The sequence below is a fragment of the Sporolactobacillus terrae genome (assembly GCF_019930545.1).
GTDB classification, from domain to species: domain Bacteria; phylum Bacillota; class Bacilli; order Bacillales; family Sporolactobacillaceae; genus Sporolactobacillus; species Sporolactobacillus terrae.
Window position 1 is genome coordinate 2,852,068 of record NZ_CP082837.1, and the last position, 26,739, is coordinate 2,878,806.

Genomic DNA, 26,739 nt, shown 5'->3' on the forward strand with positions numbered 1-26,739 from the left:
TTTAAGCTATAGTCTAAAATGGACGCTAAGGATCAGCAAATGCTATGGGGGTTCATTATGTCAAATCGCTTTGCGATCATTCTTGCTGCCGGAAAAGGAACAAGGATGAAGTCGAAGGTACACAAAGTACTTCACAAGGTTTGCGGGAAATCAATGATTCGCCATGTCGTGGACGAAGTGACTCAGGTGAATTTTTCCAAAACCTATGTGATTGTCGGTCACGGTGCCGATGCGGTCAAAGCCGAAGTGGGCAAAGATGCTGAATGTCTGTTTCAACGTCAGCAGCTGGGGACGGGTCACGCCGTGCTGCAAGCAGCTGAACAACTTGCCGACCTTGATGGAACGACGGTTGTGCTCTGCGGCGACACACCGCTCATCACACACCAGACGATCGAAAAACTGATTCAAATTCAGGAAAAGAAAAACGCGTCTGCTGCGGTGCTTACAGCGAACACGTTGCAGCCGACGGGCTATGGACGCGTGATACGGGATCGTTTTGGCAATGTAGCGAAAATTGTCGAAGAAAAGGATGCCACTTCTGAAGAAAAAAAAGTAACAGAAATTAATACAGGAATCTATAGTTTTGATAATCGACGGTTGTTCCAGTTGCTTGGCCAGGTAAAGAACAATAATGCTCAAGGCGAATACTATCTTCCTGATGTCATTGGTATGCTTGTCCGGGGATCTGAGAAAGTTATTGCTTATACCACGGAGCATTTTGAAGAGACGGTCGGTGTTAATGACCGAATTCAATTGTCGGCTGCGGGGAAATATATGCAGGCACGCATTAATTGCACCATGATGAAACAAGGTGTATCACTTATTGATCCGGAGCGCACCTATCTCGCGCCAACATGTACGATCGGAAAGGATACGGTCATCTATCCGGGAACAGTGATTTCAGGAAAAACGCAAATCGGCGAGAACTGTGTCATTGGAGCCAACACGCAAATTCGCGATTGCGTCATTGGCGATGAAACGACAATTGATCAATCCGTGCTTGAGCGAAGTACGATTGGCAATCGAGTACAGATTGGTCCGTTTGCCTACATTCGCCCGCTGTCCAAGATCCATGATCAGGCTAAAGTGGGCAGTTTTACTGACACGTTGAACACGGACATTGGAGAACGGAGCGGGCCAACCCCTTAAAGCGGCAAGGCTGCGGCAAGATCCCAACGCTCAAAAATAATAACTAAAAGATGCAGAAAAGCACTGGGTAAACCATTAACTGGAGGGAACCATTCGATGGTCAGCTATTTAGATCCAAATTTGAAAGTATTCAGTCTCAATTCCAATCCTGATCTTGCAAAGCAGATTGCAGAACATATCGGCATTAAATTGGGAAAATGTCTTGTTTCGTCCTTTAGCGACGGTGAAATTCAAATCAGTATCGAAGAAAGTATTCGCGGCAGCGAAGTATATGTTATTCAATCAACGAGTGACCCGGTTAACCAGCACTTGATGGAAATGCTGATTATGATCGATGCATTAAAACGGGCATCGGCTAAGACGATTAACTTGGTGATTCCGTACTACGGCTATGCGCGTCAAGATCGCAAAGCGCGTGCACGCGAACCGATCACTGCAAAGCTGGTTGCAAATCTTCTTGAGACTGCAGGGGCTACACGCGTTTTGACCCTTGACCTTCACGCACCGCAAATCCAAGGATTCTTTGATATCCCGGTTGACCAGCTGCTTGGTGTTCCGACGCTGTCGGAATACTTCATGAGTAAGCAGCTTGATGATATCGTTGTGGTTTCTCCAGATCATGGCGGCGTCACGCGCGCCCGCAAGATGGCTGATCGCTTGAAAGCGCCGATTGCCATCATTGACAAACGTCGCCCGCGTCCGAATGTTTCGGAAGTCATGAACATTATTGGCGATATTCAGGATAAAACGTGCATTATCATCGACGATATTATCGATACGGCGGGAACGATTACGCTTGCTGCAAACGCCTTAGTTGAGCGCGGCGCGAAAAAGGTGTATGCTTGCTGTACACACCCTGTGTTATCGGGTCCTGCTATTGAACGTATTCAGGGTTCTGCAATCAGCGAGCTTGTGGTAACGAATACCATTCCGTTGCCGGAAGAAAAGAAGATTGATAAGATTGTGCAATTGTCTGTTGCACCGTTGATTGGAGAAGCAATCATCCGAATTCATGAGAAACTTTCAGTCAGCCGGTTGTTTAACTAACCTAGGACTGAAGTAATGTGTTGATACAGGGTTAGATTTCTTATGCTTGGTAAAAATTCTAAAGATGGATGAGTTGAAAGGAAGTGCACGCGCGCATGGCAACATTAAATGCGGCAATTCGTAATAACTACAAGAAGTCATATACGAAGCAGTTAAGAAAAGAAGGTAAAGTTCCTTCCGTTGTTTACGGAAAAACCGTAGGAAATGAAGGACTAGCCGTTGATGCTCAAGCGATTGACAAGCTGTTCCGCGATGAAGGACGCAATGCCATCATCAACTTGGCTATCGAAGGAAAGAAGAAATATACCGTTATGGCGCACGATCTGCAATTTGACCCGCTCAAAGGCAACGTTCGCCATATTGACTTTCTCGAAATTAATATGAATGAAGAAATTGATGCCGTTGTTCCGGTTATCCTGAAGGGTGTCGAACAAGTTGAATCCGGCGATGCCGTATTGAACAATCAATTGTCTGAACTGACTGTTCGCGCGTTGCCGAACAAACTGCCAAGTGCGATTGAAGTCGATGTAACCAAATTAAGCGTTGGCGATTCAATCCGCATCAGTGACCTTGCTTCCACTGCTAAGGACTATACGATTCTCGGCGATGCTGAAGACGCAATTGTTTCTCTTTCTTATGGTTCTCAAGAAGCAGCTGCACCTGAAGAAGAAACTGCTGAGGATACGGCGGCTGAACCGACAAGTACCGACGCTGCAGAATAACGAAGCGTTTCTGATTTGATTAGGGAAAGAGAGGGTGTCTCAAAAGTCTGTTTTTAACTTTGAGACACCTTTTTTACAGATCAGGAAGTTTATGATCTTGAGCGTGCTGGATGAGGCAAGCGGTATAAAAGGGGAGTCTCGAAGATCATGCGCGCATACGAAAGCTCTCAGACTGCCCGCAGCAGCGAACAGCCGAAGCGCTGGGTTAGGCACTAAAAAAGCAGAACAACGGCATAGGGTTGTCGGTGGGTCATAAAGTAATGAACGAAAAACCCAGCTTCCATTGAAGGTGAGTGAATACTGTGAAAGTGATTGTTGGTTTGGGAAATCCAGGTTCTGAATATGCCCATACACGACATAATATAGGTTTTGAAGTGATTGACTATCTTTCCGAGCAGGAATCGATCCGCTTAACCAAGAATAAGTTTAATGCGTTGTTTGGCAAAGGGAAAATTGGTGAAACGGACGTTTTGCTTGTGAAGCCACTTACTTATATGAACGCATCCGGTGAAGCGGTTGGCCCGCTGCTGCGTTTTTTTAAATCGGATACCGATGATCTTTTGGTTATTCAAGATGACATGGATCTGCCGATTGGCAAGATTCGCTTGCGGCAAAAGGGAAGTGCTGGCGGTCATAACGGCATTAAATCTGTCATTCAGCACGTTGGCACTCAGGCGTTTGCACGTATTAAAGTAGGAATCGGACATCCGCAGCATACGCGCGAAGCGGTCGTTCGCTATGTATTGCAAGGTTTCCAAGGCGATGATCGGATAGCGATTGATGCTGCAATCGAACGCTCTGCTTCGGCGGCAAAAGCATGGCTGACGCAGCCTTTTTCACAGCTTATGAACATGTATAATTCGAATAAGTAATTTTCCCAAAGGGCATAATCATAGAAGTTATTTTTTATAGAATCAGGTTCTGATGTAACCGTACAGGGCTTTGGCATCTGCCAAAGCATTTTTCGGTTTCGTAACACAAAGGACAAAGAGATCGCCAACGTTTCCAATTCCACTCATTTTTCTGGCAAAATGATGCCGTGCAAAAAGAGCGAGGGAAGCGAAGGGGATTGTATACGCATGAACAGGGCTCAGCCTGCGCCGGTGGCTTTGCTGAGCCAAGTCCTAGAAAGTGAGGTTAGCCGATGCTTGGGCTGAGCCAATACTATCAGCAAAAGATTAACGAAATACAGACCGTTCTTGATGGTTATCGGCAGGGGATGAAACAGCAGCTCGTGTCCGGACTGTCGGGGGGGGCAAAAGCACTGTGGATCACAGCGCTTTATGAAAAGCGAAACCAAACAACGGTTGTGGTGACCCATAACTTGTTTCAAGGGCAGAAGCTCTATAACGATCTAGAGGGGCTCATCGACGCAGAGGAACTGTTCCTTTATCCTGCAAATGATTTAATTGCTTCTGAACTGGCGGTCGCCAGTCCTGAATTGCTGGCCCAGCGTATTGATGTGCTCAACCACCTGGCCCAGAAAAAAAAGGGATTAATCATCATACCGGCAGCTGGGCTGAAGAAACTGCTGGCCCCGCTTTATCTATGGAAAGCGAGCTTATTGCACTTTGAAAGCGGAAAAACGGTTCAATTGGATGAACTGCTGCGCAAGCTGACGGCAATCGGTTATGAGCGTGAATCGATGGTCACCGGACCCGGACAATTCAGTATTCGCGGCGGCATTATCGATATCTATCCCTTAACGGAAGAGCACCCGGTTCGTATTGAACTATTCGATGATGAGATCGACTCGGTTCGCTTCTTTGATAGTGAAACGCAGCGCTCGCTGGATATGATTCGCGGTCCCGTTTTGATTGGGCCTGCACGTGAATTGTTGCTCTACGATGAAAACTTTACGACAGCCGCAGAAGGCTTGGAAAGCGAACGGGCACGTGCCTTGAAAAAGATGTCCGACCAGAAGGTTAAGGAACTGATCAATGAACATACCGAAGCCGAACTTGAGGCGTTAAGGCAAAATCAGCCTTTTAACGGGATGATTAAATACGCGACGTTATTCTACAGCAAACAAACAACGTTTCATGACTATTTGCCCGAGGACGCATTGATCATTTTTGATGAGATCAGCCGCATTCAGGAAATGGCCGAACAACTGGACCATGAGGAAGCCGAATGGCGTGTTGATCTGCTGCAGCGCGGGGAGCTCGTCGGCGATCTGCCAATGACAATGGAATGGCATGAATTAACCGAACGGCTCAATCAGCCGTTGCTGCTGCTCTCATTGTTTCTTCGTTATCATGGCCAGTTCCAGCCGCAGAATGTCATCAACATGACGTGCCGCACGATGCAGAATTTTCATGGACAAATTCAGTTGCTTAAAACAGAGGCTGAGCGCTGGAAAAAAGGCGATTTTGCGGTCGTCTTCCTTGCTTCCGATTCGGAGCGAGCGAAACGATTGGAACGTGTGTTGTCGGATTATGGTGTGCCGGCAGAACTTGTCGCTCCGGATACACTTCCGGTTCATGGAATCAGTCAAATCACAGTCGGTCAGTTTGAAAACGGTTTTGAACTGCCGCTGAAGAAGATCGCGGTCATTACAGAGCGAGAAGTATTTACCAAAAAAACAGCAAAGCCTGCGAGACGTGGGAAGAAGCTATCCAATGCTGAGCGACTGAAGAGCTATAACGAATTGAACGTCGGCGATTATGTCGTGCATGTTGATCATGGGATCGGCCGCTACGCCGGGATTGAAACACTGGAAGTAAACGGCATTCATAAAGATTATCTTGAAATTATCTATAAGGGAAATGATAAACTTTACGTCCCGATTGAACATATCGACCAAGTTCAAAAATACGTCAGTTCAGAAGGCAAAGAACCAAAAATTTATTCGCTTGGCGGAAGTGAATGGAAGAAGGTTAAGCGCAAGGCGCGCTCGTCTATTCAGGATATCGCTGATGACTTGATCAAGCTCTATGCAAAACGCGAAGCCAGCAAAGGATACGCATTCAGCAAGGATGGAGCAGAGCAGCATGATTTTGATGCGGCTTTCCCCTATCAGGAAACCGTTGACCAACTTCAGGCAATTGAGGAAATCAAACGCGATATGGAAAAAGAAAAGCCAATGGATCGATTGCTGTGCGGCGATGTCGGTTACGGAAAAACGGAGGTCGCTTTGCGTGCGGCATTTAAAGCCATTGCCGATGGGAAACAGGTGGCGTTCCTTGTGCCGACGACAATTCTTGCGCAGCAGCATTTCGAGACAGCAAGTGAACGTTTTGAAGATTTTCCAGTAACCATCGGTTTGCTTAGCCGTTTCCGTTCGCGAAAAGAACAATTGGAAACGCTTAAAGGTTTGAAAAACGGTACGGTTGATCTAGTCATCGGCACGCATCGCTTATTGTCTAAGGATGTTCAGTACAAAGATCTTGGTCTGCTGATTGTGGATGAAGAGCAACGGTTTGGCGTAACGCATAAAGAAAAAATTAAACAGCTAAAGGCCAATATCGATGTATTGACCTTGACTGCAACGCCGATTCCACGGACGCTGCATATGTCGATGCTTGGGGTACGCGATCTTTCAATTATTGAAACACCGCCGGAAAACCGTTTTCCGGTTCAGACCTTTGTTATGGAATACAATGCAGCGCTGATCCGCGAAGCCATTGAGCGGGAAATGGCACGCGGCGGCCAGGTATACTTCCTCTATAACCGCGTTGAGACGATTCAGAGAATGGCGGAGATGATCTCAACTCTGGTCCCGGATGCCTCGGTAACGTTTGCTCATGGCCAGATGAAAGAATCGGAACTTGAATCGGCAATGATTGATTTTCTTGATGGAAATGCGGATGTACTGGTCAGCACAACCATTATTGAGACTGGCGTTGATATTCCGAATGTGAACACATTGATCGTCTATGACGCTGATCGGATGGGGCTGTCGCAGCTGTATCAGCTGCGCGGTCGTGTCGGACGTTCAAACCGCGTTGCGTATGCCTATTTCACCTATCAGCGCGACAAGGTTATGAATGAAGTAGCCGAAAAGCGGCTGCAAGCCATTAAAGAGTTTACCGAGCTCGGCTCCGGCTTTAAGATCGCAATGCGTGATTTGTCAATTCGCGGCGCCGGCAATCTGCTCGGCGCGCAGCAACACGGATTCATCGATTCGGTCGGCTTTGATCTGTACTCGCAGATGCTTCAAGACGCGATCGCCGAGCGCAGCAGTAAAGATAAAACGCAGGCCGCCGCACCGCGTCCGCCTAAGGTCACGATTGAAATGGATACGGATGCTTATATTCCGGATGCGTATCTTGACGACTCGCTGCAGAAGATTGATATGTACAAACGGTTCAAATCGGCTGAATCATTGCAGGATATCGCCGAATTGCGCGATGAGATGATTGACCGCTTTGGCGATTACCCGCGCGAGGTTGCCGATCTGTTTAAAGTAGCTGAGATGCGTGTACGTGCGAATACTTTGATGATTGAGGAAATCAAACAGCAAGGCGCACAAACCACGATTATTTTTTCGGAGATGGGCTGGAAGGCGCTTGATCGTGAATCGCTATTTAAAGCGGTGAGCAAAATGGGCAACGGTGTTGCGCTCGGCAGCGAGGGTACAAAAATGAAAGTGACGATTAAACGTGATGCGCGTCATACCGAGCCGATGCTGAAGGAAGTCACGAAACTGCTTAGCGGTATTGAGCAGGTGAAGAGCCCTTCGGAGAAAGCAGGTTAAATTTGGTGAATGGTGCATAGTTCTGCCAGGAGCGCAGATAATAATTCAAGGAATCAATCATTTTTGCGGAAGCGGAAAGAGAGGACATCCTTGAAATGAAAGCAACTGGTATTGTCCGCCGGATTGATGATCTTGGGCGGGTAGTCATTCCCAAAGAAATACGGCGCACGCTTCGTATACGTGAAGGCGATCCATTAGAGATTTTTGTGGATCATGATGGTGAAGTCATTTTAAAGAAATACTCGCCAATGAGTGAGCTTAGTGATTTTGCGAAAGAGTATGCAGAGTCGTTAGCAGAGAATTCAGGCAAACTGACCTTGGTGAGCGATCGTGATACGGTGATCGCTGTCTCAGGAGGTTCGAAAAAAGATTTTTTAGAAAAGCGGCTGCTTTCTGTCCCGGAACGATCCATGGAGCAGCGGCAGACCATTTCTGAGCAGAAACGCGGTGAACCTTTGGTTGAAGGGCATGAAAATTTGTCCGGGCCTTACGTTGTAGCCCCAATTATTGCCGGGGGCGATCCGATTGGGACGATCATGTTGATTGACAAGGATCAGAAGGCTATAGGTGAAACCGAAGTGAAGCTTGCAGAGACAGCGGCTGGGTTCCTTGGCAGACAAATGGAACATTGAACAATAAAAAGAGGCGCGTCTGCGGCCTCTTTTTTTGCAGGTAAAGAAAGTTTATGATTTTGCCCCGTCTTCAAGCCAATCGACCCGTCTCTTGACCGAGAATCAAAGCGGAGGTACTCTGGCGCCAGCGGGATCGCGCTTTGTTGATACGTGCAGCGAGCAGCTGGAGGGTCATTCGTGAACAAGGTGATTAATCCATCCCAAGAGGAAAGATATGATATAATCCTATTTATAATTCTTGAGAAAAGCAGGAACATCTATGAATCAAGAGAACAAGGGAAGCCATCGCGTATGGAAGGGCGCACTGATTCTAACCGCCGCTGCATTATTGGTGAAGCTGATGAGCGCGCTGTACCGGCTTCCTTACCAAAACTTTGCTGGTGACGTCGGCTTCTATGTCTATCAGCAAGTCTATCCGTTTTACGCGCTCGCCGCGGCACTGGGGACAACCGGTTTCCCGATTGTGATTTCTAAATATATGGCAGAAGCATCCGGCCATCCAACAGAGAAGGCTGCAGTAGCGCGGCATGCCGGAATGGCCTTGCTGCTGCTTTGCACTTTTTTTTTCGTCGGGCTCTTTTTCTTCGCTGATTTCTTGACCGCAATCATGGGCGACCGCCATCTGACCGGATTGATCCGCGTTGCTTCCGCGGCTTATTTGTTTGTGCCGCTGGTTGCCCTTTTGCGCGGAACGTTTCAAGGAAATGAAGCAAATATGTTGCCGACCGCACTGTCTCAAATCGGCGAACAAACGGTACGGGTTTGTTTTATTCTCGGTGTATCTTGGTACTTGTTTGTTAATCATGGAGATCCCTACGCGTTTGGGTTTGCGGCAACCGCCGGCTCAGCTTTTGCGCCACTTGTGTCATTAGTGATTTTAATGCTCTTTGTGCCACACAAAAAGACTGCAGTCAAAAGGCTACTGTCCTTATCGGATCATCCTGTTCGATGGCGATGGGTAAAAAAATTGATGATCAGCGGCTGTTTGTTTTCCGTTCTCGCGGTGCCGCTGCTGTTCTTTCAGCTGATTGATTCGCTTACGGTACTGCGTCTGCTCGAACAGGGACAGGTTGCTGATGCGCGTGCGGTAAAAGGGATCTATGATCGTGCTTATATCTTGACTCAGTTCGGGATGATTGCGGCAGCCTCGCTGACCGCAGCAATCGTGCCGAGACTCTCACAGCTTGCGGTGCAGCGTCGGCATCATGATTTTCGTATTGAAGCGGCACTCGCGCTCAAAATCAGCCTTGCATTTGGTACGGCTGCAGCAGCTGGGCTTATGTCGATCAGTCGAGAAGTGAACATCATGCTTTTCAGAAACGCGAACGGAACGCTTGCATTCGCCCTTGCTGCGCTGACGATGCTCACCCTGTCGCTGATGCTGACCGCCTCAGGAATTTGGGAATCAGCCGGAAAGCCATGGATGCCTTTTTTAGGTTTGATTGTCGGTGCGTGCGCGAAAACGGCGGCTAACTTTCTGCTCATTCCCCGCTTTTCTATTGTCGGCGCAGCACTGGCAACGTGTACGGGTACACTTATTGCAGCCGGATTGAACGTTTTTTATTTACGGCGTGCCGGATTGACGCGTGCGTTTTCTTGGTTGACGCTGGTTAAGCTAGCGTCGGCAATTGCCGGGATGGCGACTTCTGTTTTTGTGTGGAAGCAAGTGATGCGCAGGGTTACCGAACCGCTTGCCTCGCGCCCGGCAGCAGCGTTATGCGCGCTGTCTGCTGCTATGGTCGGCGGTGTGGTTTTTGTCACACTGATCTGGTTTTTTCGTTTTCTTGATGCGCGTGACTTGGTACGCATTCCGTTTGCCGCGACACTGACGAAGCGCAGCGACCATACGGGACGTGAAGCAGAGGCGTCACATCGATCCTCGAAACTGTGAACCATGGGCTACATATGATAAAATGGGACAAATAAGGCGGAACAGCCAGGGACAGCGGGAATCACGATTAATGATTTGGAGGAATTTTTCATGAATAAGAATGAACTCATTAATAAAGTAGCAGACAAAACAGGCATTGCGAAAAAGGATACCGAGGCTATCGTGAATGAGACATTGAGCCAAGTGATCGAAGCGTTGAAACAAAATGAAAAAGTACAACTCGTCGGATTCGGTACATTTGAAGTACGCGAACGTGCCAGCAGATCAGGACGCAACCCACAGACGGGCGAAACCATTACGATTCCGGCGACATGCGTGCCCGGATTCAGAGCGGGAAATAAATTTAAGGATGCAGTGAAAAAATGAGATTAGATAAATTTTTAAAAGTTTCCCGTTTAATTAAACGGCGAACGGTGGCGAAAGAACTTGCGGATCAAGGACGGGTCGACATTAATGGGCAGCCGGGAAAGGCAAGCACGAATGTCGCGGTCGGCGATGTGCTGACGCTCCACTTTGGGCAAAGACCGATGACGGTTCGAATTCTGCAGCTTAAAGAGGTTGTTAAGAAAGAAGAAGCAGCTTCGCTCTATGAAGTGGTTCAAAAATAACAGCCCTTTCGCTTAAGTTCTAAATGGGACAGCTCCTTCATAATGTAAGAATTAGAGGAGGGGAGTCCATTGAGTCAATTCTATTCGTCGCCAATCCCTAATAAAGACAAGCCAATACAAAATCAGAACATTGTGGTGAAGGACCGAAAGTCGATTGAGATCACCGGTGTGAAACATGTAGAAAGCTTTGACCATGAAGAATTTCTACTTGAAACCGTGCTGGGGTATCTAGCCGTTCGGGGTTCGGGTCTGAAAATGCAGAATCTGAATGTTGAGCAGGGACAAGTTTTAATTGAGGGGCATATTATTGAAATCAGCTATTTGGATGATCAGGGCGGAGAAGCACACAAAGGCTTCTTCAGCAAGCTGTTTCGATGACACTGGAAGAACAATATGCGTCGCTCATGCTGATGATTGTCATGGGCATATGGTTTGGCGCCTCTTTTTCTGTCTATCAGCATTTTGTTCACCCGAGGAAAGAGCGCCGTTGGATTCTGCTCATTTCAGACCCTCTCTTTTGGATCGTACAAGCGCTGCTGCTCTTTTCATTTCTGTTGCCGATGAATGAAGGTCAGCTGCGTCTTTATTATTTCCTGGCCATTGCGCTTGGTTTTTCCTTTTATAAAGCACTCTTGGAGAAGCCTTTTATGCGTCTTTTCGGCAAAATAGTCTTTATGGCTGTCCGAACAGGGCGGTTTACGGCAAAATCTGTCTATCGTTTATTGATCTATCCGATCTTTTTCCTATTGATGCTTACGTATAGATTGTGTAGAATGACAGTAAACACTGCGATAAGAAGTGTGCTTTTTCTGCTTGCTGTTCCTTTGAAGCTGCTAAGAGGCATCATCCGGATGATTCTTCCGGACCGTTTTCTCCTATTTGTAACAAAGAAACAAATACAGATCCGGCAAAAAATTGGGCAGTGGGTATCACTTCTTGTGAAGCGGAAATGATCGGGGGGAATAAAATGGAACGTGCGGGCGTTGAGCGGGTTACTCGGCTGCAAAATAATTATCTGCAGTCACATGAGTTGAATGAAAAAAGAAAAAGGAAACGACAAAAAGGATTAATGCGGCGTTTGCTTGCTTTCTTTGTGGTTTTCGCTCTGCTTAGCACCTTCATGATTTCCTCATTGATTTCACAATCTCACCAAATTAACGAAGCGACGCAGACCAAAAAAAGTTTGCAAAAGCAGCTGAGCCAATCGAAACATGAGGCATCCGACGTGAAGAAGCGAATCAAGCTGCTTCATGATAAAGACTATATTGGCGAAATCGCCAGACGTGATTATCTATTATCGAACAAGGGTGAGATTATTTTTTCAAAACCCGCTCAGACCAAGGATTGACAGGCACTTTTTTTGCTATGTATAATAATATAATTATTGATACCATTTTAGGAGGAAGCTTTTCTTTATGTCAATTGAAGCAGGCAGCAAGCTGAAGGGTAAAGTATCAGGAATTACTAACTTCGGAGCCTTCGTTGATTTACCCGGTGGGAAAACAGGGCTGGTTCATATCAGTGAAGTTGCGGATCGTTATGTAAAAGACATTCATGATGTTCTGTCGGTCGGTGATGAGGTAACGGTTAAGGTGTTGCAGGTTGCTCCCGACGGAAAAATCGGTCTGTCTATTCGGAAAGCTGTCGACAAACCCAAGGTCGCATCGTCGTCTCGCGGACCAAGACATGGCGGCGGCAAACGGTTTAATTCACATGCGCACACGTTAAGTTTTGAGGACAAAATTTCTCAATATTTAAAAGACAGTGAGGATCGTCTTTCGACAATTAAGCGTCAGACCGAATCCAAACGCGGAGGACGTGGCGCACGCAGAGGCTGAGTACCACCGGAATCGATATAAATAGATAGCAATGCAGCATCCAGGTTCAAGAGGGACTTGGATGCTTTTTTGTGCGTTCTGAGCGCATTTTGAGTGGTCACGGCGTACATGCTATTGTGCACAATGCGGAAATCACCGCATCCTGAAGAAGTAAGGGCCAAGTTTGCCTGATTTTTCTTATCAAAGTACAGGAAAACAGAAGAAGCGTAATCATTGTCGATGAATTGAGAACAAACGACAGGACAATGGCGAAAAGTGAGAGCACTCGCCAAGACTCGCCGTTTGACAGAACCGCGAGCAGCCGTGACCATGCGAGCATTTGTCAAATATGGCTGAAGATCGAGAAAGCGGTCGAAGTTTTTTTCGAATAAGCCTTGTCATTCTGACAAATTATGAATGTCTTATATGCTTTAATGGATCATACAATCCTAAGTTAAAGGCGGCGAACGACATGATTCAAAAAATGGGCAGTGTAGCGGCAGAGACGGTTGATCCCTTTGTGCACAAGAAAAGATTGCAAGGACGAGCGCGATCCGGTCGTTCGATCCAGACGTTCTTGTTGGGTGTAGTATTCCGTACGGATTTCTTTTTCTTGGCGGCCGGTTTTCTCCTTGGACGTGCGGTAATCATTACCAGCTTAACTCCTTTTATCCTTCCGTTTTTTGCGACGGTTTTCTGGATGAAGCGCAAGCGCAAATATGCCGATTCACTTGCGGTATTGGTTGGTGCGGCGACCCTTTCGGCGGGACAAGCCTTTTATGCACTGCTCGGTTTGCTCGCATTTCTTATAGGATGGCGAATGATGAACGCGTTGAAGCGAGTGAAAATGGAACGGTGGCTGCCGGGACTCGTTTTTATCATGGGATTCACGGTACGTTTGGTGTACCAAGCGGCGTTTTCGCTGACCATTGTTTGGACGGATCTCTTGACCGCCGGCGCTGAAGCCTCCTTATCTGCTTTGGTCACATTGATTTTCATGCAGAGTGTGCCGCTGATCTCAACACATGTCAGTCATAAACTGTTTCGTAACGAGGAAATCATTTGCTTTGTGATTCTAATCTCTTCTGTGATCGCCGGAACGATCGGCTGGCATGTCTATGACGTGTCCATCGACCATGTACTCGCACGTTACGCGGTGCTGCTTTTTGCTTATGCCGGAGGTGCGGCAATCGGGTCAACTGTGGGCGTGGTGATTGGTCTGATTCTAGGTATGGCTAGTGTAACGAGCCTCTATCAAATGAGTTTGCTCGCCTTTACGGGTGTGCTCGGAGGTCTGCTGAAAGAGGCTGGAAAAGTGGGGGTGGCAGCCGGCCTTTTGATCGCAACCTTGCTGATCGGTGTTTATGGCAGCGGTTACGCCGGCTTAGGCAACGAAGTCATCGACTCCATTGCCGCTTTGGTTTTGTTCTTTCTAACGCCGAAAAGTTTTATCCGGCAAATGGCCTCATTTATCCCGGGAACGCGTGAATATCAGGCAGAACAACAGCAATATGTGCGCAAACTGCGCGATGTTACCGTGAGCCGTGTTGAACAATTTTCCGGCCTTTTTCAAACGCTTGCGAAAAGCTTCTCGCCGCCTGAAGACAATCATGAGTCGGCCAGTGATGATGATCTTTTCTTAAGCCGCGTTACGGCAAAAACTTGCCAGAATTGCTTTAAAAAAGAGTTTTGCTGGATTAATAATTTTGAGAAGACGCAGCGGATCATGCTTGAATTACGTGAGGAGGCACGCCACGGAAATCGGGACTCGGAAGCGCGTGTGCAGCGTCAGTGGCGCAGCCATTGTTCGAGACCGGAGCGTACGCTGGAGGCCATTCACCGCGAGCAGAGCCATGCCGAATTAAGTGAGAAAATGCGCCACAATGTTTTGGAAAGCCGCCGATTAGTGGCCGATCAATTGAAGGGGGTATCCCAGGTCATGGGCGACTTCGCACGTGAAATGAAGCGAGAGCGCGGGCTTCATGATTGGCAGGAAGAAATGATTTTGACGAAACTGAACGGGATTGGTGTTCGCGTCGAAAGCGTTGAAATCTACAATCTGGAATCTGGGGCAATCGATATCGAAGCTGTGCTTCCGGTTGATCACTACGGAGTGTGCGAGAAGGTCATCGCACCGCTTCTCTCAGATATTCTCGGTGAAAGTATCGTTGTGGAGAAGAAACAGTCGTCTGACCTTCCCGGAGGTCCGAGCCGAGTCGTCTTTGTTTCAGCACGTGCTTATGATTTGGAGACGGGTGTCGCAACGGCTGCACGCGGTGGCGGGGGGATCTCCGGCGATAATTACTCGCTGTTTGAAATTGGTTCCAAGAAATATGTGATGGCGATCAGCGATGGAATGGGCCATGGCGAGCGAGCGGATATGGAAAGCAAAGACACCTTGCAGCTGTTGAAAAAAGTGTTGAAATCGGGAATACATGAGACGCTGGCGATTAAGTCGATTAATTCGATCTTATCGCTGCGTTCGACAGAGGAAATTTATGCAACGCTGGATCTGGCATTAATTGATTTGCAAAATGCGACCTCTAAATTTCTGAAAATAGGATCAAATCCAAGTTTTATAAAACGAGGAAGCCGTGTTTTTATGCTTGACAGCGAAAATCTGCCTATTGGAATTATCCGTGATGTCTCAATTGATGTTCGCTCCGAACAGCTAAAGTCAGGGGATCTGCTGATTATGATGAGCGACGGAATTTTTGATGTTCCTCAGCACATTGAAAATAAGGAAGCATGGGTCAAGCGAAAAATAAAAGAGATGGAGACTGATGATCCACAGGAAATTGCCGATTTGCTGCTCGAGGAAGTGATTCGGGCAGGAAATGGAACGCTCAATGATGATATGACCGTCATCACGGCGCGAATAAGCCATCATATACCGGAGTGGTCGGCATTTTCATCGGATCAAACGGATAAGCGCATCAAACGCGCGTAAACCCATTTGCAGTTTGTGAGTTTTACTGTATCGACTATTGGAAAAGGGGTTGAAACGTATCCGTGCAACGAAGTGGCTGCCTTCCAAGGCTTGGCAAAGCAGAGGTACGAGACCCCGCAGATCCCTGCCTGTCCGAGGAGGCTCGTGGTGCGCCCGCGGCAAGCGAGCAACCGAAGCGACGATTCAGCACCGAAAAGACACGAATCCATCACACATGGCTGGAGATAGAGGACCAAGCACAGCTTGGTTTTTCTCACAGGAAAAGAAAGTATAAGATTTTGCCCCATCTTCAAACCAATAGCCCAGTGTCTTGGCCGAGAAACAAAGCGGAGGTGCGAGACGCCTGCGGGAACAGCGTGCCAGCGAGACCCCGCAGATACCTACCTGTCTGAGGAGGCTCGCGGTGCGCCCGCGGCAAGCGAGTAACCGAAGCGGCGATTCAGCACCGAAAAGACACTAGTCCATCACACATGGTTGGAGATTAAGGACCGGGCGTATTTTGCCCGGTTTTTCTTACAGGAAAAGAAAGTATATGATTTTGGGGGTATCGCAGTGAATATGACTGTGATACCTTTTATTTATGAAACCTAATATTCTTAAACGTATCTTCTTCGATCATCATAGACATTGGGAAGCTTTTAGGAAAAAGTATCAGGGACAGATACGCCCAATTGTCATCAAAGAAGTGGAGAAATTTAAGGATTGTGGAAACCTTAAAAAGGGATTTAAATTGCTGGTTTGTGAAGGTTGTCATGATGTTCGAAAAGTACCTTTTCGATGCAAAGGACGTTTTTGTACCACGTGTTCTATTGGAGAGAGCGAAGAATGGAGCAGACTGCTTGCGGAAGATGTGCTACAAGTCAATCATAGACATGTCATTTTCACTATTGATGAAGGTTTACGTGATGTTTTCCTTTTACACCGGCACTTACTAAAGCCTTTAATGGACGAGGCCGCAAGGCTTATCAAAAACTTTTTTCAGAAGAAAGCGAAAGTGACTCCCGGCATTATTGCTGGTCTCCATACATTTGGATCTCAGCTCAATTTTAATCCGCATGTTCACATGCTTGTGAGTATGGGTGGAATCACTCGCAAAGGAGAATGGAAGTCCTATGACTTCATTCCGTTTAAGATGCTTCGGAAACAGTGGCAGACGGTGGTGCTAAAACTTATTCGTAAACATTTGACTGCGAAAGAGAAGGAGAACGTTCAGCCTCTATTACAGAAAGCTTATTTACAAAATGGAGAAGGTTTCTATGTTCATGCCCCAAGACAACGAGGCCATGTGAAAGAACAACTCCGTTATATTGGTCGCTATATCCGCCGTCCAGCAATTGGACTGAATCGCATCGAAGACTACGATGGTCACAACGTGACCTTTACGTACAAGGACAAAAGAGACAATCAGGAAAAGCGTTTGACGCTTACAGTTGAAGCCTTTATTGCACGTTTGATCCGTCATATCCCTGACGAGCAGTTTAAAACGATCCGGCATTATGGCATGTATTCTAGAAAAAATAAAAAATTAAGCAAAAAGTTATTAATGGCATGGCAAAAAGTAACAAAGCGCTGGGTCATCAAGGTAAATAAAGTTCTGCGCAGACGTACATGGAGAGAACGGACGATCGCAACTGGCAATAAAGATCCTCATATTTGTCCTAAATGCGGTAACTATTATGAATACAAGGGAGAAGTCTGCCTTGAAGAAGGCAGGTTAGTCATCAAAGTAGCCCTAGGAAGAACGGCAAGAGAGTATCTAGAGGAGGAGATTCGTTATCTCAACCAAAAAACGACGCAAATCGGTCAAAAAGAAAATCGTGCAAAAAACAAACAAAAAAACCGTACGGTTTTTTTGCCTATCGTGTCATGAGAAAGAAGAAATCCCTACACAAATTGTACGAGAAATGGATCTTATGGATGGTGGAGATTCGATCATTCCCCCTCGGTTTTCATGTGAACAATGTGGAGGAGAAATGTATCCTGAATACTACAAAGGGGTTCACGGCCAGGAATACAGAATTAAAGATTATCTCTAAACAAAAAAGGACCGGGCGTATTTTGCCCGGTTTTTCTTATCGAACGGTATAAAATCTACTTTTCCTGTCGATCATAATGCTAGTTTCAAGGAGGAGTTGAAAAGTTCGATGAAGAAAGGCATGTTAAAGCAAATTCTATTAATCACGGATGGATGTTCCAATGAAGGAGAAGATCCGGTGGCAATGGCTGCGTTGGCGCGTGAACAGGGAATTACGGTGAATGTCATTGGCGTGCTGGATAAATATGATACCGAGGATGGCCACGGACTTCATGAAATCGAAAACATTGCTGAGGCAGGTGGCGGGATCAGTCAGATTGTTCAGACAAAACAATTGGCCCAAACGGTTCAAATGGTGACCAAACAGGCGATGACTCAGACGATCACTGGGGTGATCAATCAGCAGCTGCAGGATATCCTCGGTGATTCGGGTACTGTGGAAGATCTCCCACCTGAAAAACGCGGCGAAGTCATGGAAGTTGTTGAGGAAGTTGGAGAGACATCGGATCTTCAAGTTTGTATTCTTGTGGATACCAGCGCCAGCATGAAAAACAAGTTACCAACGGTACGCGAGGCGTTGACCGATTTATCGCTCAGCTTATCGGCACGAATGGGCGAAAACCAATTTTGTTTGTATTTATTTCCCGGGAAACGAAAATCTGTTCAAAAGGTGGTTGCTTGGACACCTCAATTGGATGATATTGAACGTACTTTTGATAAAATCAGCTCGCATGGGATAACGCCTACCGGACCGGCGCTTAAAGAAGCGGTAAAAAGTTTCGCTTCACTGTCCAGAAAACACGGGTTCTTCCGCAATGATGATGAGGCCTATGATGACGGACCGAGATGATTTGCGCTTTGCAGCAGGCACGGTCATCGTCGGCAAATGGCACCGAAAGCAATATCGGTTGGTCAAATGGTTAGGAAGCGGTGCTCAAGGCACGGTATATCTGGGTCATGACGGTGCGCGTACAGTCGCCATTAAGTTAGCCAAAGACCGCGCCTCATTGATTTCAGAGGTTCATGTGCTTCAGCAGTTCGAAAAGCTTCAAGGAGGTCCTCTGGGGCCTTCTTTGTATGATAGCGACGACTGGATACATGGTGGACGGACCATTGGGTTCTGTGCAATGGAATATCTGAAAGGCGAATCGCTTTCTTCAGCGCTGAAACGGAAACCGTTTGACTGGGTACTTGTGTACATGCTGCAGCTGCTCAAACAACTCAGCCAGCTTCATCAGGCCGGCTATATTTTCGGAGACCTGAAGCCGGAGAATTTGATCCTGATGCATCCGGGCCATTCCATTCGCTGCCTTGACTTTGGTGGTGTGACCCGCATTGGCAGGTCGGTTCGTGAATATACGGAATTTTTTGACCGCGGGTATTGGGGGATCGGCAGCCGTCGCGCGGAACCCAGTTATGATTTGTTTGCCTGTGTGATGATCTTAATCAATGCGGCACTTGGAAAACGAATCGAGCGATCACGCGCACCGCAGCAACAGCTGATTCATTTAATTAAAACCCACCCCAAGTTTGCAACGATTCACCGTCCACTCCTGCAGGCGCTGCAGGGGCACTATACGCGCGCAGAAGAACTGCGGCAGGCACTGCTTTTCGAAATCATGGCAAGTCCGCCGCCGCTGTCGCCGCAAGTGAAGCGGCATCAGCATCGGCAGCAGAGACATGCGATCAAACGTAACCAAAACGGCTGGCGGCCGGCCTGGGCAGCTGCTTCCGTATTAATTACCGCCTATATTTTATTTGTCGTTATTTACGTGATGTGATTTTTAGCGTATGGTGGACATACATTATAAAGAAAACTTGGCTTGGCTAAGTCTTTGACGAAAGCGAAGACCTCGTTGCACGGATACTATTTTCTTTGAAATTTTATGCTTTCTTATCGTGTAAAAGGTGACCGGAGGCAAGGGAGAATTCTACGATGACCGTTAATGAAAACGTGACGCAATTTATCGAGCGTCATCATTTAATTCAACGCGGATCCCGCCTGCTGCTTGGGGTCAGCGGCGGTGCGGATTCCATGGCGCTGCTTCTTTATTTCGAGAAAAAGCAGCGTGAATGGGGGCTTGAACTCGCCGTTTGTTCGGTGGATCATGCACTACGTGGAAAGGATAGCAGCGAAGACTTAAATTATGTCGCATGTTTTTGCGCGGAAAGGGATATCCTTTTTATAGGGAAAAAGGTGGACGCACGTGCATGGAGCCATGCGCAAAAGATCAGCCTCGAAGCCGCTGCACGCGCGTTGCGCTATCGAGCTTTCGCGGAAGCAATGGACAGCTTCCGAGCTGATGCACTGGTTCTGGCCCATCATGGGGATGATCAGGTGGAAACGATGCTGATGCGTGCGGTGCGTGGGACAGTCGGCATTGGCCGTGCGGGAATTCCTGTACGCCGTCCCTTTGCCGGAAAAACGCTTGTTCGTCCGTTTCTTTCACAGACAAAGCGTGATCTGGAACGCTATTGCGCTGCAAACGGTATTGTCCCAAGAAATGACCCTTCGAATCAATCAGACGTGCATACGCGCAATCGCTTTCGCAAATATGTACTCCCTTTTTTAAAAAAGGAAAATCCTAAAGTCCATCTTAAATTTCAATACGAAAGCGAGCGGATGAGCGAGGATGAATCGTTGCTCAATGAGTTGGCTAAGGCGCAGCTGAAATCGGTTACTTTAAAAAAGCAAAAATCAATCTATGCGCTTTCAATTCCTGATCTTCTTGCGGTCCATCCTGCTTTACAAAGGCGGACAATTCATCTAGTATTATGTTATCTCTACACAAATCAACAGCTGCAGCCGATGCACCAGCCGATACATATTGAAGGCCTATTACAGTTTCTGCATGCCGGCCGTTCCTCGGGATATATGACTCTACCCGGTGGCCTAACAGCAAGCATTTCGTATGAAACCTGCATGATCGGGTTTCTGCCAGCAGAAGACGAGGTCAGCAAACCAATCAAATTAACCATTCCCGGTCAAACGGATTGTCCGTCCGGTACTTTTGAAGCAGACGCTTTAGGTATTGATTTTCTGAAGCGTGATGCATTGGACGCTTCTTGTCTCATTTTTGATCCGGCAGACGTTTCGCTGCCGCTTTATGTGCGAACAATACGTCCCGGAGACCGAATGAGGCCGAATGGAATGACGGGCTCGCAGAAAATCCAGCGTATATTTATTAACGCAAAAGTTGACCGTAATCAGCGAAACCGTTGGCCGTTGATTACGGATTCAGACGGCCGCATACTTTGGCTGCCGCTGTTGAAACGGGGCATTGCATGGCCATCACCCCGGATTTCAGAGAAAAAAGAATATGTTAAGCTTAAATTTATACCGTTTTCAGGATTTGGGAGGACGCAGGCATGAAGGATGACGTCAAGGAAATATTAATTACGGAGCGTGAAATACAAGAGAAGGTCAGTGAGTTCGGAGTAATGCTTTCGGAAGAATACGGACAGTCCTTTCCGCTCGTGATCGGCGTATTAAAAGGAGCCCTTCCTTTTATGGCTGATCTGGTCAAAAAAATCACCGTTCCGATTGAAATTGATTTTATGGATGTATCCAGTTATGGCAATTCTGCCGTATCTTCAGGTGAAGTGAAGATTCTCAAGGATTTGGATACAACAGTGGAAAACCGGGATATATTAATTATTGAGGATATTATTGACAGCGGACTTACCTTAAGCTATCTAGTCGAACTATTTAAAACGAGGAAAGCGAAGTCCATTAAAATTGTGACGCTTCTGGATAAGCCGTCAGGACGGAAGGCGAAGATCGCTCCCGATTTGTCGGGATTCACGGTTCCTAATGCCTTTCTAGTGGGGTATGGTCTCGACTATGCTGAGAAATACCGCAATCTTCCATTTATTGGTGTGCTGAAGCCTGAGATCTATCAGTAATAAGGAAGCGATAAACAGGGCGGAAGTCGAAACGAGGCCCGCCAATGGTAAAAATGTAATTTGTTGAGTGGCAACATTTGTATGTGGTACTATAAATTATGATTGTTTTTAGAGCGGGAGGAGGTAAGGCATGAATCGACTTTTTAAGAATATTATCATATATTTATTTATTGCTTTAGTGATCATCGGGATCGTAAGCTGGCTGACGGAAACAAACCGCACCGTGAAACCGATGACTTACAGTGCTTTTCAAACCAACCTGAGTCAGGGTAATGTAGATCAGCTGACCTTACAACCGGAAGGCAGTGTCTATGCAGCAACAGGACATTTGAAAAGCGCGGATGAAAATACGACGTTCAAGGCCTATTTGCCGGCAAGCGACAAGGCCGTTAACCAAGTTACGGATATGGCCGCGCAATACAAATTGGATGTAAAACCGGAGGAACGTGCAAACGGATGGTTAACATTCGTTACATCGTTAATTCCCTTTGCAATTATCTTTTTCTTGATTTTCTTCTTGTTGAATCAAGCACAGGGCGGCGGCGGCCGAGTTATGAATTTCGGCAAAAGCAAAGCGAAGCTCTATTCGGAAGATAAGAAGAAAGTTACATTTAAAGATGTGGCCGGGGCAGATGAAGAAAAACAGGAACTTGTCGAGATTGTCGACTTCTTGAAAGATCCGCGTAAGTTCGTGTCTCTGGGTGCCCGGATTCCGAAAGGGGTTTTGCTTGAAGGCCCTCCAGGTACCGGTAAAACCTTGCTGGCGCGTGCGGTAGCAGGTGAAGCGGGCGTGCCGTTCTTCTCGATCAGCGGATCAGATTTCGTTGAAATGTTTGTCGGTGTCGGTGCATCGCGTGTGCGCGACTTGTTTGAACAGGCAAAGAAGAATTCGCCATGTATTATATTCATTGATGAAATTGATGCGGTTGGCCGTCAGCGCGGTGCCGGTCTCGGCGGCGGTCATGACGAACGCGAACAAACCTTGAATCAACTGCTCGTTGAAATGGATGGGTTCGGCGCTAATGAAGGTATTATTATCATTGCAGCCACTAACCGTCCGGATATTCTGGACCCGGCTCTTCTGCGTCCGGGCCGTTTCGACCGCCAAATTCCGGTTAACCGTCCGGATCTTGTCGGCCGCGAGGCAGTACTTCGTGTACATGCCCGCAACAAGCCGCTTGCCAAAGAAATTGATCTAAAGACTGTAGCAAAACTAACCCCAGGTTTCTCGGGCGCCGATTTGGAAAACTTGCTGAATGAAGCAGCGCTGGTTGCGGCTAGGGCCAATAAAAAGGTAATCAATATGGAAGACATTGATGAAGCCGTTGAACGTGTGATTGCCGGCGTTGCCAAGAAATCACGGGTTATTTCGAAAAAAGAACAAAACATTGTCGCTTATCACGAATCCGGGCACACCATCATTGGTCTTGCACTTGAGGGCGCTGATGAAGTACACAAAGTTACCGTTATTCCTCGTGGTCAGGCTGGCGGCTATACCGTCTCGCTGCCGAAAGAAGACCGCTACTTCATGACCAAGCCGGAACTGCTCGAAAAGATATGTGGTCTGCTCGGCGGACGCGTCGCTGAAGAGATTATATTCGGAGAAATTTCAACAGGCGCAAGCAATGATCTGCAGCGTGTCACCGGTCTTGCTCGACGAATGGTTACTGAATTCGGTATGAGCGATAAGCTTGGCCCAATGCAATTTGGCAATAATGACAGCGGCCAGGTGTTCCTCGGTCGTGATATTCAAAACGACCAAAACTATAGTGATGCGATTGCTTTTGAGATTGATCAGGAAGTGCAGCGTCTGGTTAAGTCAGAGTATGAGCGATGCAAGAAGCTGCTTCTGGAACATCGCGATAAGCTGGACCTGATTGCTCAGACACTGCTTAAAGTGGAGACACTGGAAGAAGAGCAGATCAAATCGTTGTATGAAACAGGAAAGTATATTGAACCAAGCAAGACGCGTTATGCTTCAGAAGACAGCAGTAAAGAAGATGCGACAGCGGTTGCTCCGGATGAGGGGGCAGAGAAACCTGCTACCGATGTTAAGGTGACGATTCATCCAAAAGAGGACCGTCCGGTTGAGGCAAAGACCGAGACACCGGATGCATCGGATCAAGTGAACAAGGATGACGGGCATAAGCTCTGATTTTTAAAACTTGCTGTTGTATAAAATAAAGGGGGACTCTCCAGATTAGGGAGTGTCTCCTTTTTTCTTACAGGGTGGAAGGCATAAGCGCTTTGCAGAGTTAATAGGGTGTGAACCAACCACACAGTGTCTCTGGTGATCGCAGACCAGACTCGCATTCCTTAGACCCGAGCTGAGGAGGCTCCTGGATCGCCGCGGCATGCGAGCAGCTGTAGTGCCCGTCAGGCACAAAATTGATAGCAAAGGCCAAGCGCAGCCCGGTATTTAAGCGATTTCCACAAGACGGTTGTGAAACAGGAGGAAAAAAGATGATCTTTGTTTGTGATGTTGGCAATACGCATGTTGTGCTCGGCACCTATGCCGACGGTGTATTGACCAATCACTGGCGCGTATCGACCGATCGTGAAAGAACTGAAGATGAGTTTGGTATGCTGATTAACGATCTTTTTAAATATGCAGGGCTCTCGTTTGCAGATTTCAACGGAGTGGTGATTTCTTCAGTAGTTCCGTCGATAATGTTCGCGTTAGAACGGTTGTGTACAAAATATTTTCACCTTCAGCCGATTGTTGTCGGCCCTGAAATTAAGACCGGCCTGAATTTAAAATATGAACATCCGAGAGAACTTGGTGCAGACTTGATTGTCAATGCAGTTGCTGCCATCCATGACTACCAGGCACCAATGATTGTGATTGATTTTGGAACCGCAACGACGTATTCCTACATCGACGAGACACAAGCATATATTGGCGGTGCCATTGCACCTGGAATCGATATTGCGACGGAGGCATTGTATGAGCGTGCATCGAAATTGCCGAGAATTCAAATTACGAAACCACCGAGCATTTTTGGGCGGAACACGATTCACGCCATGCAGTCCGGTGTGCTTTTCGGTTATGTTGGACAAGTGGAAGGCATTGTCTCGCGGATGAAGAAGCAGGCAGTGGGAGATCCGGTTGTGGTCGCAACCGGAGGGTTGTGCCGCTTGATCTCGAATGAAACCGATGTGATTGATCATGTTGATCCCTTTCTGACCCTTAAAGGACTTTATCTGGTTTATCTGCAAAATGCTTAACTTGAATGGAGGTCTGCATATGAGCGATTATTTTATTAAAGCACTCGCATGTGACGGAAGCCTTCGTGTGATCACTTCGGTGACTACGGAGACGGTGAACGAAGCACAAAAGCGCCATCATACATGGCCGACAGCAACGGCAGCGCTGGGGCGAACGATAACCGCAACGATGATGATGGCCGTGCAAGAAAAAGGTGATGAGAAAGTAACGGTTACGATACAAGGCGGTGGCCCGATTGGAGCGATTGTTGCCGATGCGGATACCAACGGTCGGGTACGCGGCTATGTAACCAATCCCCAAGTACATTTTGAATTGAATGCTCATGGAAAACTTGATGTTGCGCGCGCGGTTGGCAACAATGGTTTTCTGAGTGTGGTCAAAGATCTTGGACTGAGAGAGAATTTTACCGGACGTGTGCCCATTGTCTCCGGAGAGCTTGGCGACGACTTTACGTATTATTATGCTCGCTCAGAACAAATCCCTTCAGCTGTTGGTGTCGGTGTACTTGTTAATCCGGATCAGTCGGTGAAGGCATCGGGGGGATTTATTATTCAAGTGCTTCCCGGTGCGGATGATGCAGCGATCGATCGGCTGGAAGAGCGGTTAAAGGCCATTCCACCCATCTCAAAATTAATTGATGCGGGCCATTCACCGGAACAATTGCTGGACGACCTTTTCCCGGACGGGGATTACAAGGTGCTGGAAAAGCACGGAGCAGCTTTTCATTGCGGCTGTTCAAAGGAAAAATTCGGCCAATCGCTGCAAGGTCTTGACGTCAAGGAAATTCAAGCCATGATTGATGAAGACCATGGAGCAGAGGTCGTTTGCCATTTTTGTGGAACGCATTACCAATTCAGCGCCGATGAATTACACGCATTAATTGCTGAAAAGAATTAAGCAAGAAGGGTGTCTCAAACGCTAGGAACAGTGAGGGAGACGCTCTTTTTTTGGACAAAAGCTGTTTTTTTATTTGACGCTCGCAGGTTGTACTGATAATATAGTGTATAAATCATACATGATTACTAAGGATTTAAGAGGGGGATCTTCATGACTGTTGCAAATTCGGTTACGGAATTGATTGGAAATACGCCTATTGTTCGTCTCAACCACTTAACAGATGAAAACGATGCAGAGCTGTACGCAAAACTTGAATACTTCAATCCGGGAAGCAGTGTGAAGGATCGAATCGCATTGGCCATGATTGAAGCGGCTGAAAAGGAAGGAAAATTGAAGCCAAACGATACGATTATTGAACCGACGAGCGGTAATACGGGTATCGGATTGGCTCTGGTCGCTGCAGTGAAGGGCTATAAAGCCATTTTGGTTATGCCGGAGACAATGAGCATTGAACGACGCAAATTGTTTAAGGCCTACGGCGCGGAAGTTATTCTAACGCCAGGCGCCCAAGCCATTAAGGGATCAATTGAAAAAGCACAAGAACTTGCCAAAGAGAAAGGCTATTTCCTACCACAGCAATTTAAGAACCCGGCAAATCCGAAGGTACACTATGAAACGACCGGTAAGGAAATTGCCGCTGCATTTGACACGCTGGATGCGTTTGTTGCCGGTGTTGGAACCGGCGGAACGCTTAGTGGGAGCGGCAAAGCCCTGAAAGAGAAATTTAACGACATCAAAGTCTATGCAGTTGAGCCAAAGGATTCACCGGTATTGAACGGCGGCAAGGGTGGCCCGCACAAAATTCAAGGAATTGGTACAGGATTTGTTCCTGATACTTTGGATACGGAAATTTATGATGAAGTGCTGGATGTGACAAACGAACAAGCATTTGAGTATGCGCGTCTTGCGGGTAAAAAAGAAGGTGTCCTTGCCGGCATTTCCGGTGGAGCCGCAATCTACGGCGGCGTTCAGGTTGCAAAGAAACTGGGCAAAGGCAAAAAAGTTGTAGTCATTGTGCCTGATAATGGCGAGCGTTATTTAAGCACACCGCTCTATCAGGTTGAGGAGTAACTGCTACTAAATAACAGAGTCTGATGCATGAGTTAAAGCTGATTGCAGAAGGACGGTAAAAGACCAGGGCGTGAACTGTCCCCTTA

23 protein-coding genes are annotated in these 26,739 nt (G+C 47.2%); all 23 read left to right on the plus strand.

Translation table 11 applies throughout. The features are described 5' to 3' along the window. The first annotated feature begins 57 nt into the window (after window positions 1-57). Window positions 58-1,149 carry a bifunctional UDP-N-acetylglucosamine diphosphorylase/glucosamine-1-phosphate N-acetyltransferase GlmU gene (gene glmU / locus K7399_RS13590; RefSeq protein ID WP_028977029.1) on the plus strand — a complete coding sequence of 364 codons (1,092 nt, stop codon included), beginning with the start codon at window positions 58-60 and terminating at the stop codon, window positions 1,147-1,149. A 96-nt stretch (window positions 1,150-1,245) separates the two neighbouring features. Beyond that, on the plus strand, window positions 1,246-2,196 hold the full coding sequence (locus K7399_RS13595; RefSeq protein ID WP_037563393.1) for a ribose-phosphate diphosphokinase: 951 nt from the start codon (window positions 1,246-1,248) through the stop codon (window positions 2,194-2,196). 95 nt (window positions 2,197-2,291) lie between these two features. Further along, a complete protein-coding gene (locus tag K7399_RS13600; protein WP_028977027.1) occupies window positions 2,292-2,918 on the plus strand; it encodes a 50S ribosomal protein L25 in 627 nt (208 codons plus the stop codon). A gap of 302 nt (window positions 2,919-3,220) precedes the next feature. Further along, on the plus strand, window positions 3,221-3,790 hold the full coding sequence (pth, locus tag K7399_RS13605) for an aminoacyl-tRNA hydrolase (protein WP_028977026.1): 570 nt from the start codon (window positions 3,221-3,223) through the stop codon (window positions 3,788-3,790). A gap of 272 nt (window positions 3,791-4,062) precedes the next feature. Beyond that, on the plus strand, window positions 4,063-7,617 hold the full coding sequence (gene mfd, locus K7399_RS13610; protein WP_028983229.1) for a transcription-repair coupling factor: 3,555 nt from the start codon (window positions 4,063-4,065) through the stop codon (window positions 7,615-7,617). A 95-nt stretch (window positions 7,618-7,712) separates the two neighbouring features. Next, window positions 7,713-8,249, plus strand: coding sequence for a stage V sporulation protein T (gene spoVT, locus K7399_RS13615; protein ID WP_028977024.1), 537 nt, complete (start codon window positions 7,713-7,715; stop codon window positions 8,247-8,249). 259 nt (window positions 8,250-8,508) lie between these two features. Beyond that, on the plus strand, window positions 8,509-10,140 hold the full coding sequence (locus tag K7399_RS13620) for a putative polysaccharide biosynthesis protein (RefSeq protein WP_028977023.1): 1,632 nt from the start codon (window positions 8,509-8,511) through the stop codon (window positions 10,138-10,140). A gap of 90 nt (window positions 10,141-10,230) precedes the next feature. After that, window positions 10,231-10,506 carry an HU family DNA-binding protein gene (locus K7399_RS13625; RefSeq protein WP_028977022.1) on the plus strand — a complete coding sequence of 92 codons (276 nt, stop codon included), beginning with the start codon at window positions 10,231-10,233 and terminating at the stop codon, window positions 10,504-10,506. Continuing rightward, on the plus strand, window positions 10,503-10,748 hold the full coding sequence (locus tag K7399_RS13630) for an RNA-binding S4 domain-containing protein (RefSeq protein ID WP_028977021.1): 246 nt from the start codon (window positions 10,503-10,505) through the stop codon (window positions 10,746-10,748). Before K7399_RS13625 ends, K7399_RS13630 begins: the two co-directional genes overlap by 4 nt. Before the next feature lie 69 nt (window positions 10,749-10,817). Continuing rightward, complete coding sequence (gene yabP, locus K7399_RS13635; protein WP_028977020.1) at window positions 10,818-11,126, plus strand: sporulation protein YabP; 309 nt, start codon at window positions 10,818-10,820, stop codon at window positions 11,124-11,126. Then, the gene (gene yabQ / locus K7399_RS13640) at window positions 11,123-11,701 is read left to right on the plus strand and encodes a spore cortex biosynthesis protein YabQ (protein WP_028977019.1); all 579 of its coding nucleotides are present in this window, start codon (window positions 11,123-11,125) and stop codon (window positions 11,699-11,701) included. Before yabP ends, yabQ begins: the two co-directional genes overlap by 4 nt. Window positions 11,702-11,715: 14 nt before the next feature. Then, window positions 11,716-12,096 carry an FtsB family cell division protein gene (locus K7399_RS13645; protein ID WP_028977018.1) on the plus strand — a complete coding sequence of 127 codons (381 nt, stop codon included), beginning with the start codon at window positions 11,716-11,718 and terminating at the stop codon, window positions 12,094-12,096. A 67-nt stretch (window positions 12,097-12,163) separates the two neighbouring features. After that, window positions 12,164-12,586, plus strand: coding sequence for a S1 domain-containing RNA-binding protein (locus K7399_RS13650; RefSeq protein ID WP_028977017.1), 423 nt, complete (start codon window positions 12,164-12,166; stop codon window positions 12,584-12,586). Between the two features lie 451 nt (window positions 12,587-13,037). Next, window positions 13,038-15,515, plus strand: a complete 2,478-nt coding sequence (spoIIE, locus tag K7399_RS13655; RefSeq protein WP_028977016.1) for a stage II sporulation protein E — start codon at window positions 13,038-13,040, stop codon at window positions 15,513-15,515. Window positions 15,516-16,095: 580 nt separating this feature from the next. Continuing rightward, the gene (locus K7399_RS13660; RefSeq protein WP_081791805.1) at window positions 16,096-17,385 is read left to right on the plus strand and encodes an IS91 family transposase; all 1,290 of its coding nucleotides are present in this window, start codon (window positions 16,096-16,098) and stop codon (window positions 17,383-17,385) included. A 274-nt stretch (window positions 17,386-17,659) separates the two neighbouring features. Next, window positions 17,660-18,400, plus strand: coding sequence for a VWA domain-containing protein (locus K7399_RS13665; RefSeq protein ID WP_028977205.1), 741 nt, complete (start codon window positions 17,660-17,662; stop codon window positions 18,398-18,400). Further along, a complete protein-coding gene (locus tag K7399_RS13670; RefSeq protein WP_028977204.1) occupies window positions 18,381-19,331 on the plus strand; it encodes a protein kinase domain-containing protein in 951 nt (316 codons plus the stop codon). Before K7399_RS13665 ends, K7399_RS13670 begins: the two co-directional genes overlap by 20 nt. Before the next feature lie 155 nt (window positions 19,332-19,486). Beyond that, window positions 19,487-20,923 carry a tRNA lysidine(34) synthetase TilS gene (tilS, locus tag K7399_RS13675; protein WP_028977203.1) on the plus strand — a complete coding sequence of 479 codons (1,437 nt, stop codon included), beginning with the start codon at window positions 19,487-19,489 and terminating at the stop codon, window positions 20,921-20,923. Continuing rightward, on the plus strand, window positions 20,920-21,456 hold the full coding sequence (gene hpt / locus K7399_RS13680) for a hypoxanthine phosphoribosyltransferase (RefSeq protein ID WP_028977202.1): 537 nt from the start codon (window positions 20,920-20,922) through the stop codon (window positions 21,454-21,456). The genes tilS and hpt overlap by 4 nt, the downstream gene beginning before the upstream one ends. A gap of 130 nt (window positions 21,457-21,586) precedes the next feature. After that, the gene (ftsH, locus tag K7399_RS13685) at window positions 21,587-23,611 is read left to right on the plus strand and encodes an ATP-dependent zinc metalloprotease FtsH (protein WP_028983234.1); all 2,025 of its coding nucleotides are present in this window, start codon (window positions 21,587-21,589) and stop codon (window positions 23,609-23,611) included. A 308-nt stretch (window positions 23,612-23,919) separates the two neighbouring features. Beyond that, window positions 23,920-24,684, plus strand: coding sequence for a type III pantothenate kinase (locus tag K7399_RS13690; RefSeq protein ID WP_028977200.1), 765 nt, complete (start codon window positions 23,920-23,922; stop codon window positions 24,682-24,684). A gap of 19 nt (window positions 24,685-24,703) precedes the next feature. Continuing rightward, window positions 24,704-25,582, plus strand: coding sequence for an Hsp33 family molecular chaperone HslO (gene hslO, locus K7399_RS13695; RefSeq protein ID WP_028977199.1), 879 nt, complete (start codon window positions 24,704-24,706; stop codon window positions 25,580-25,582). Window positions 25,583-25,732: 150 nt separating this feature from the next. After that, window positions 25,733-26,653 (plus strand): cysteine synthase A, encoded by a 921-nt coding sequence (gene cysK, locus K7399_RS13700; RefSeq protein WP_028977198.1) that lies wholly within the window; start codon window positions 25,733-25,735, stop codon window positions 26,651-26,653. The last annotated feature ends 86 nt before the right edge of the window (window positions 26,654-26,739 follow it).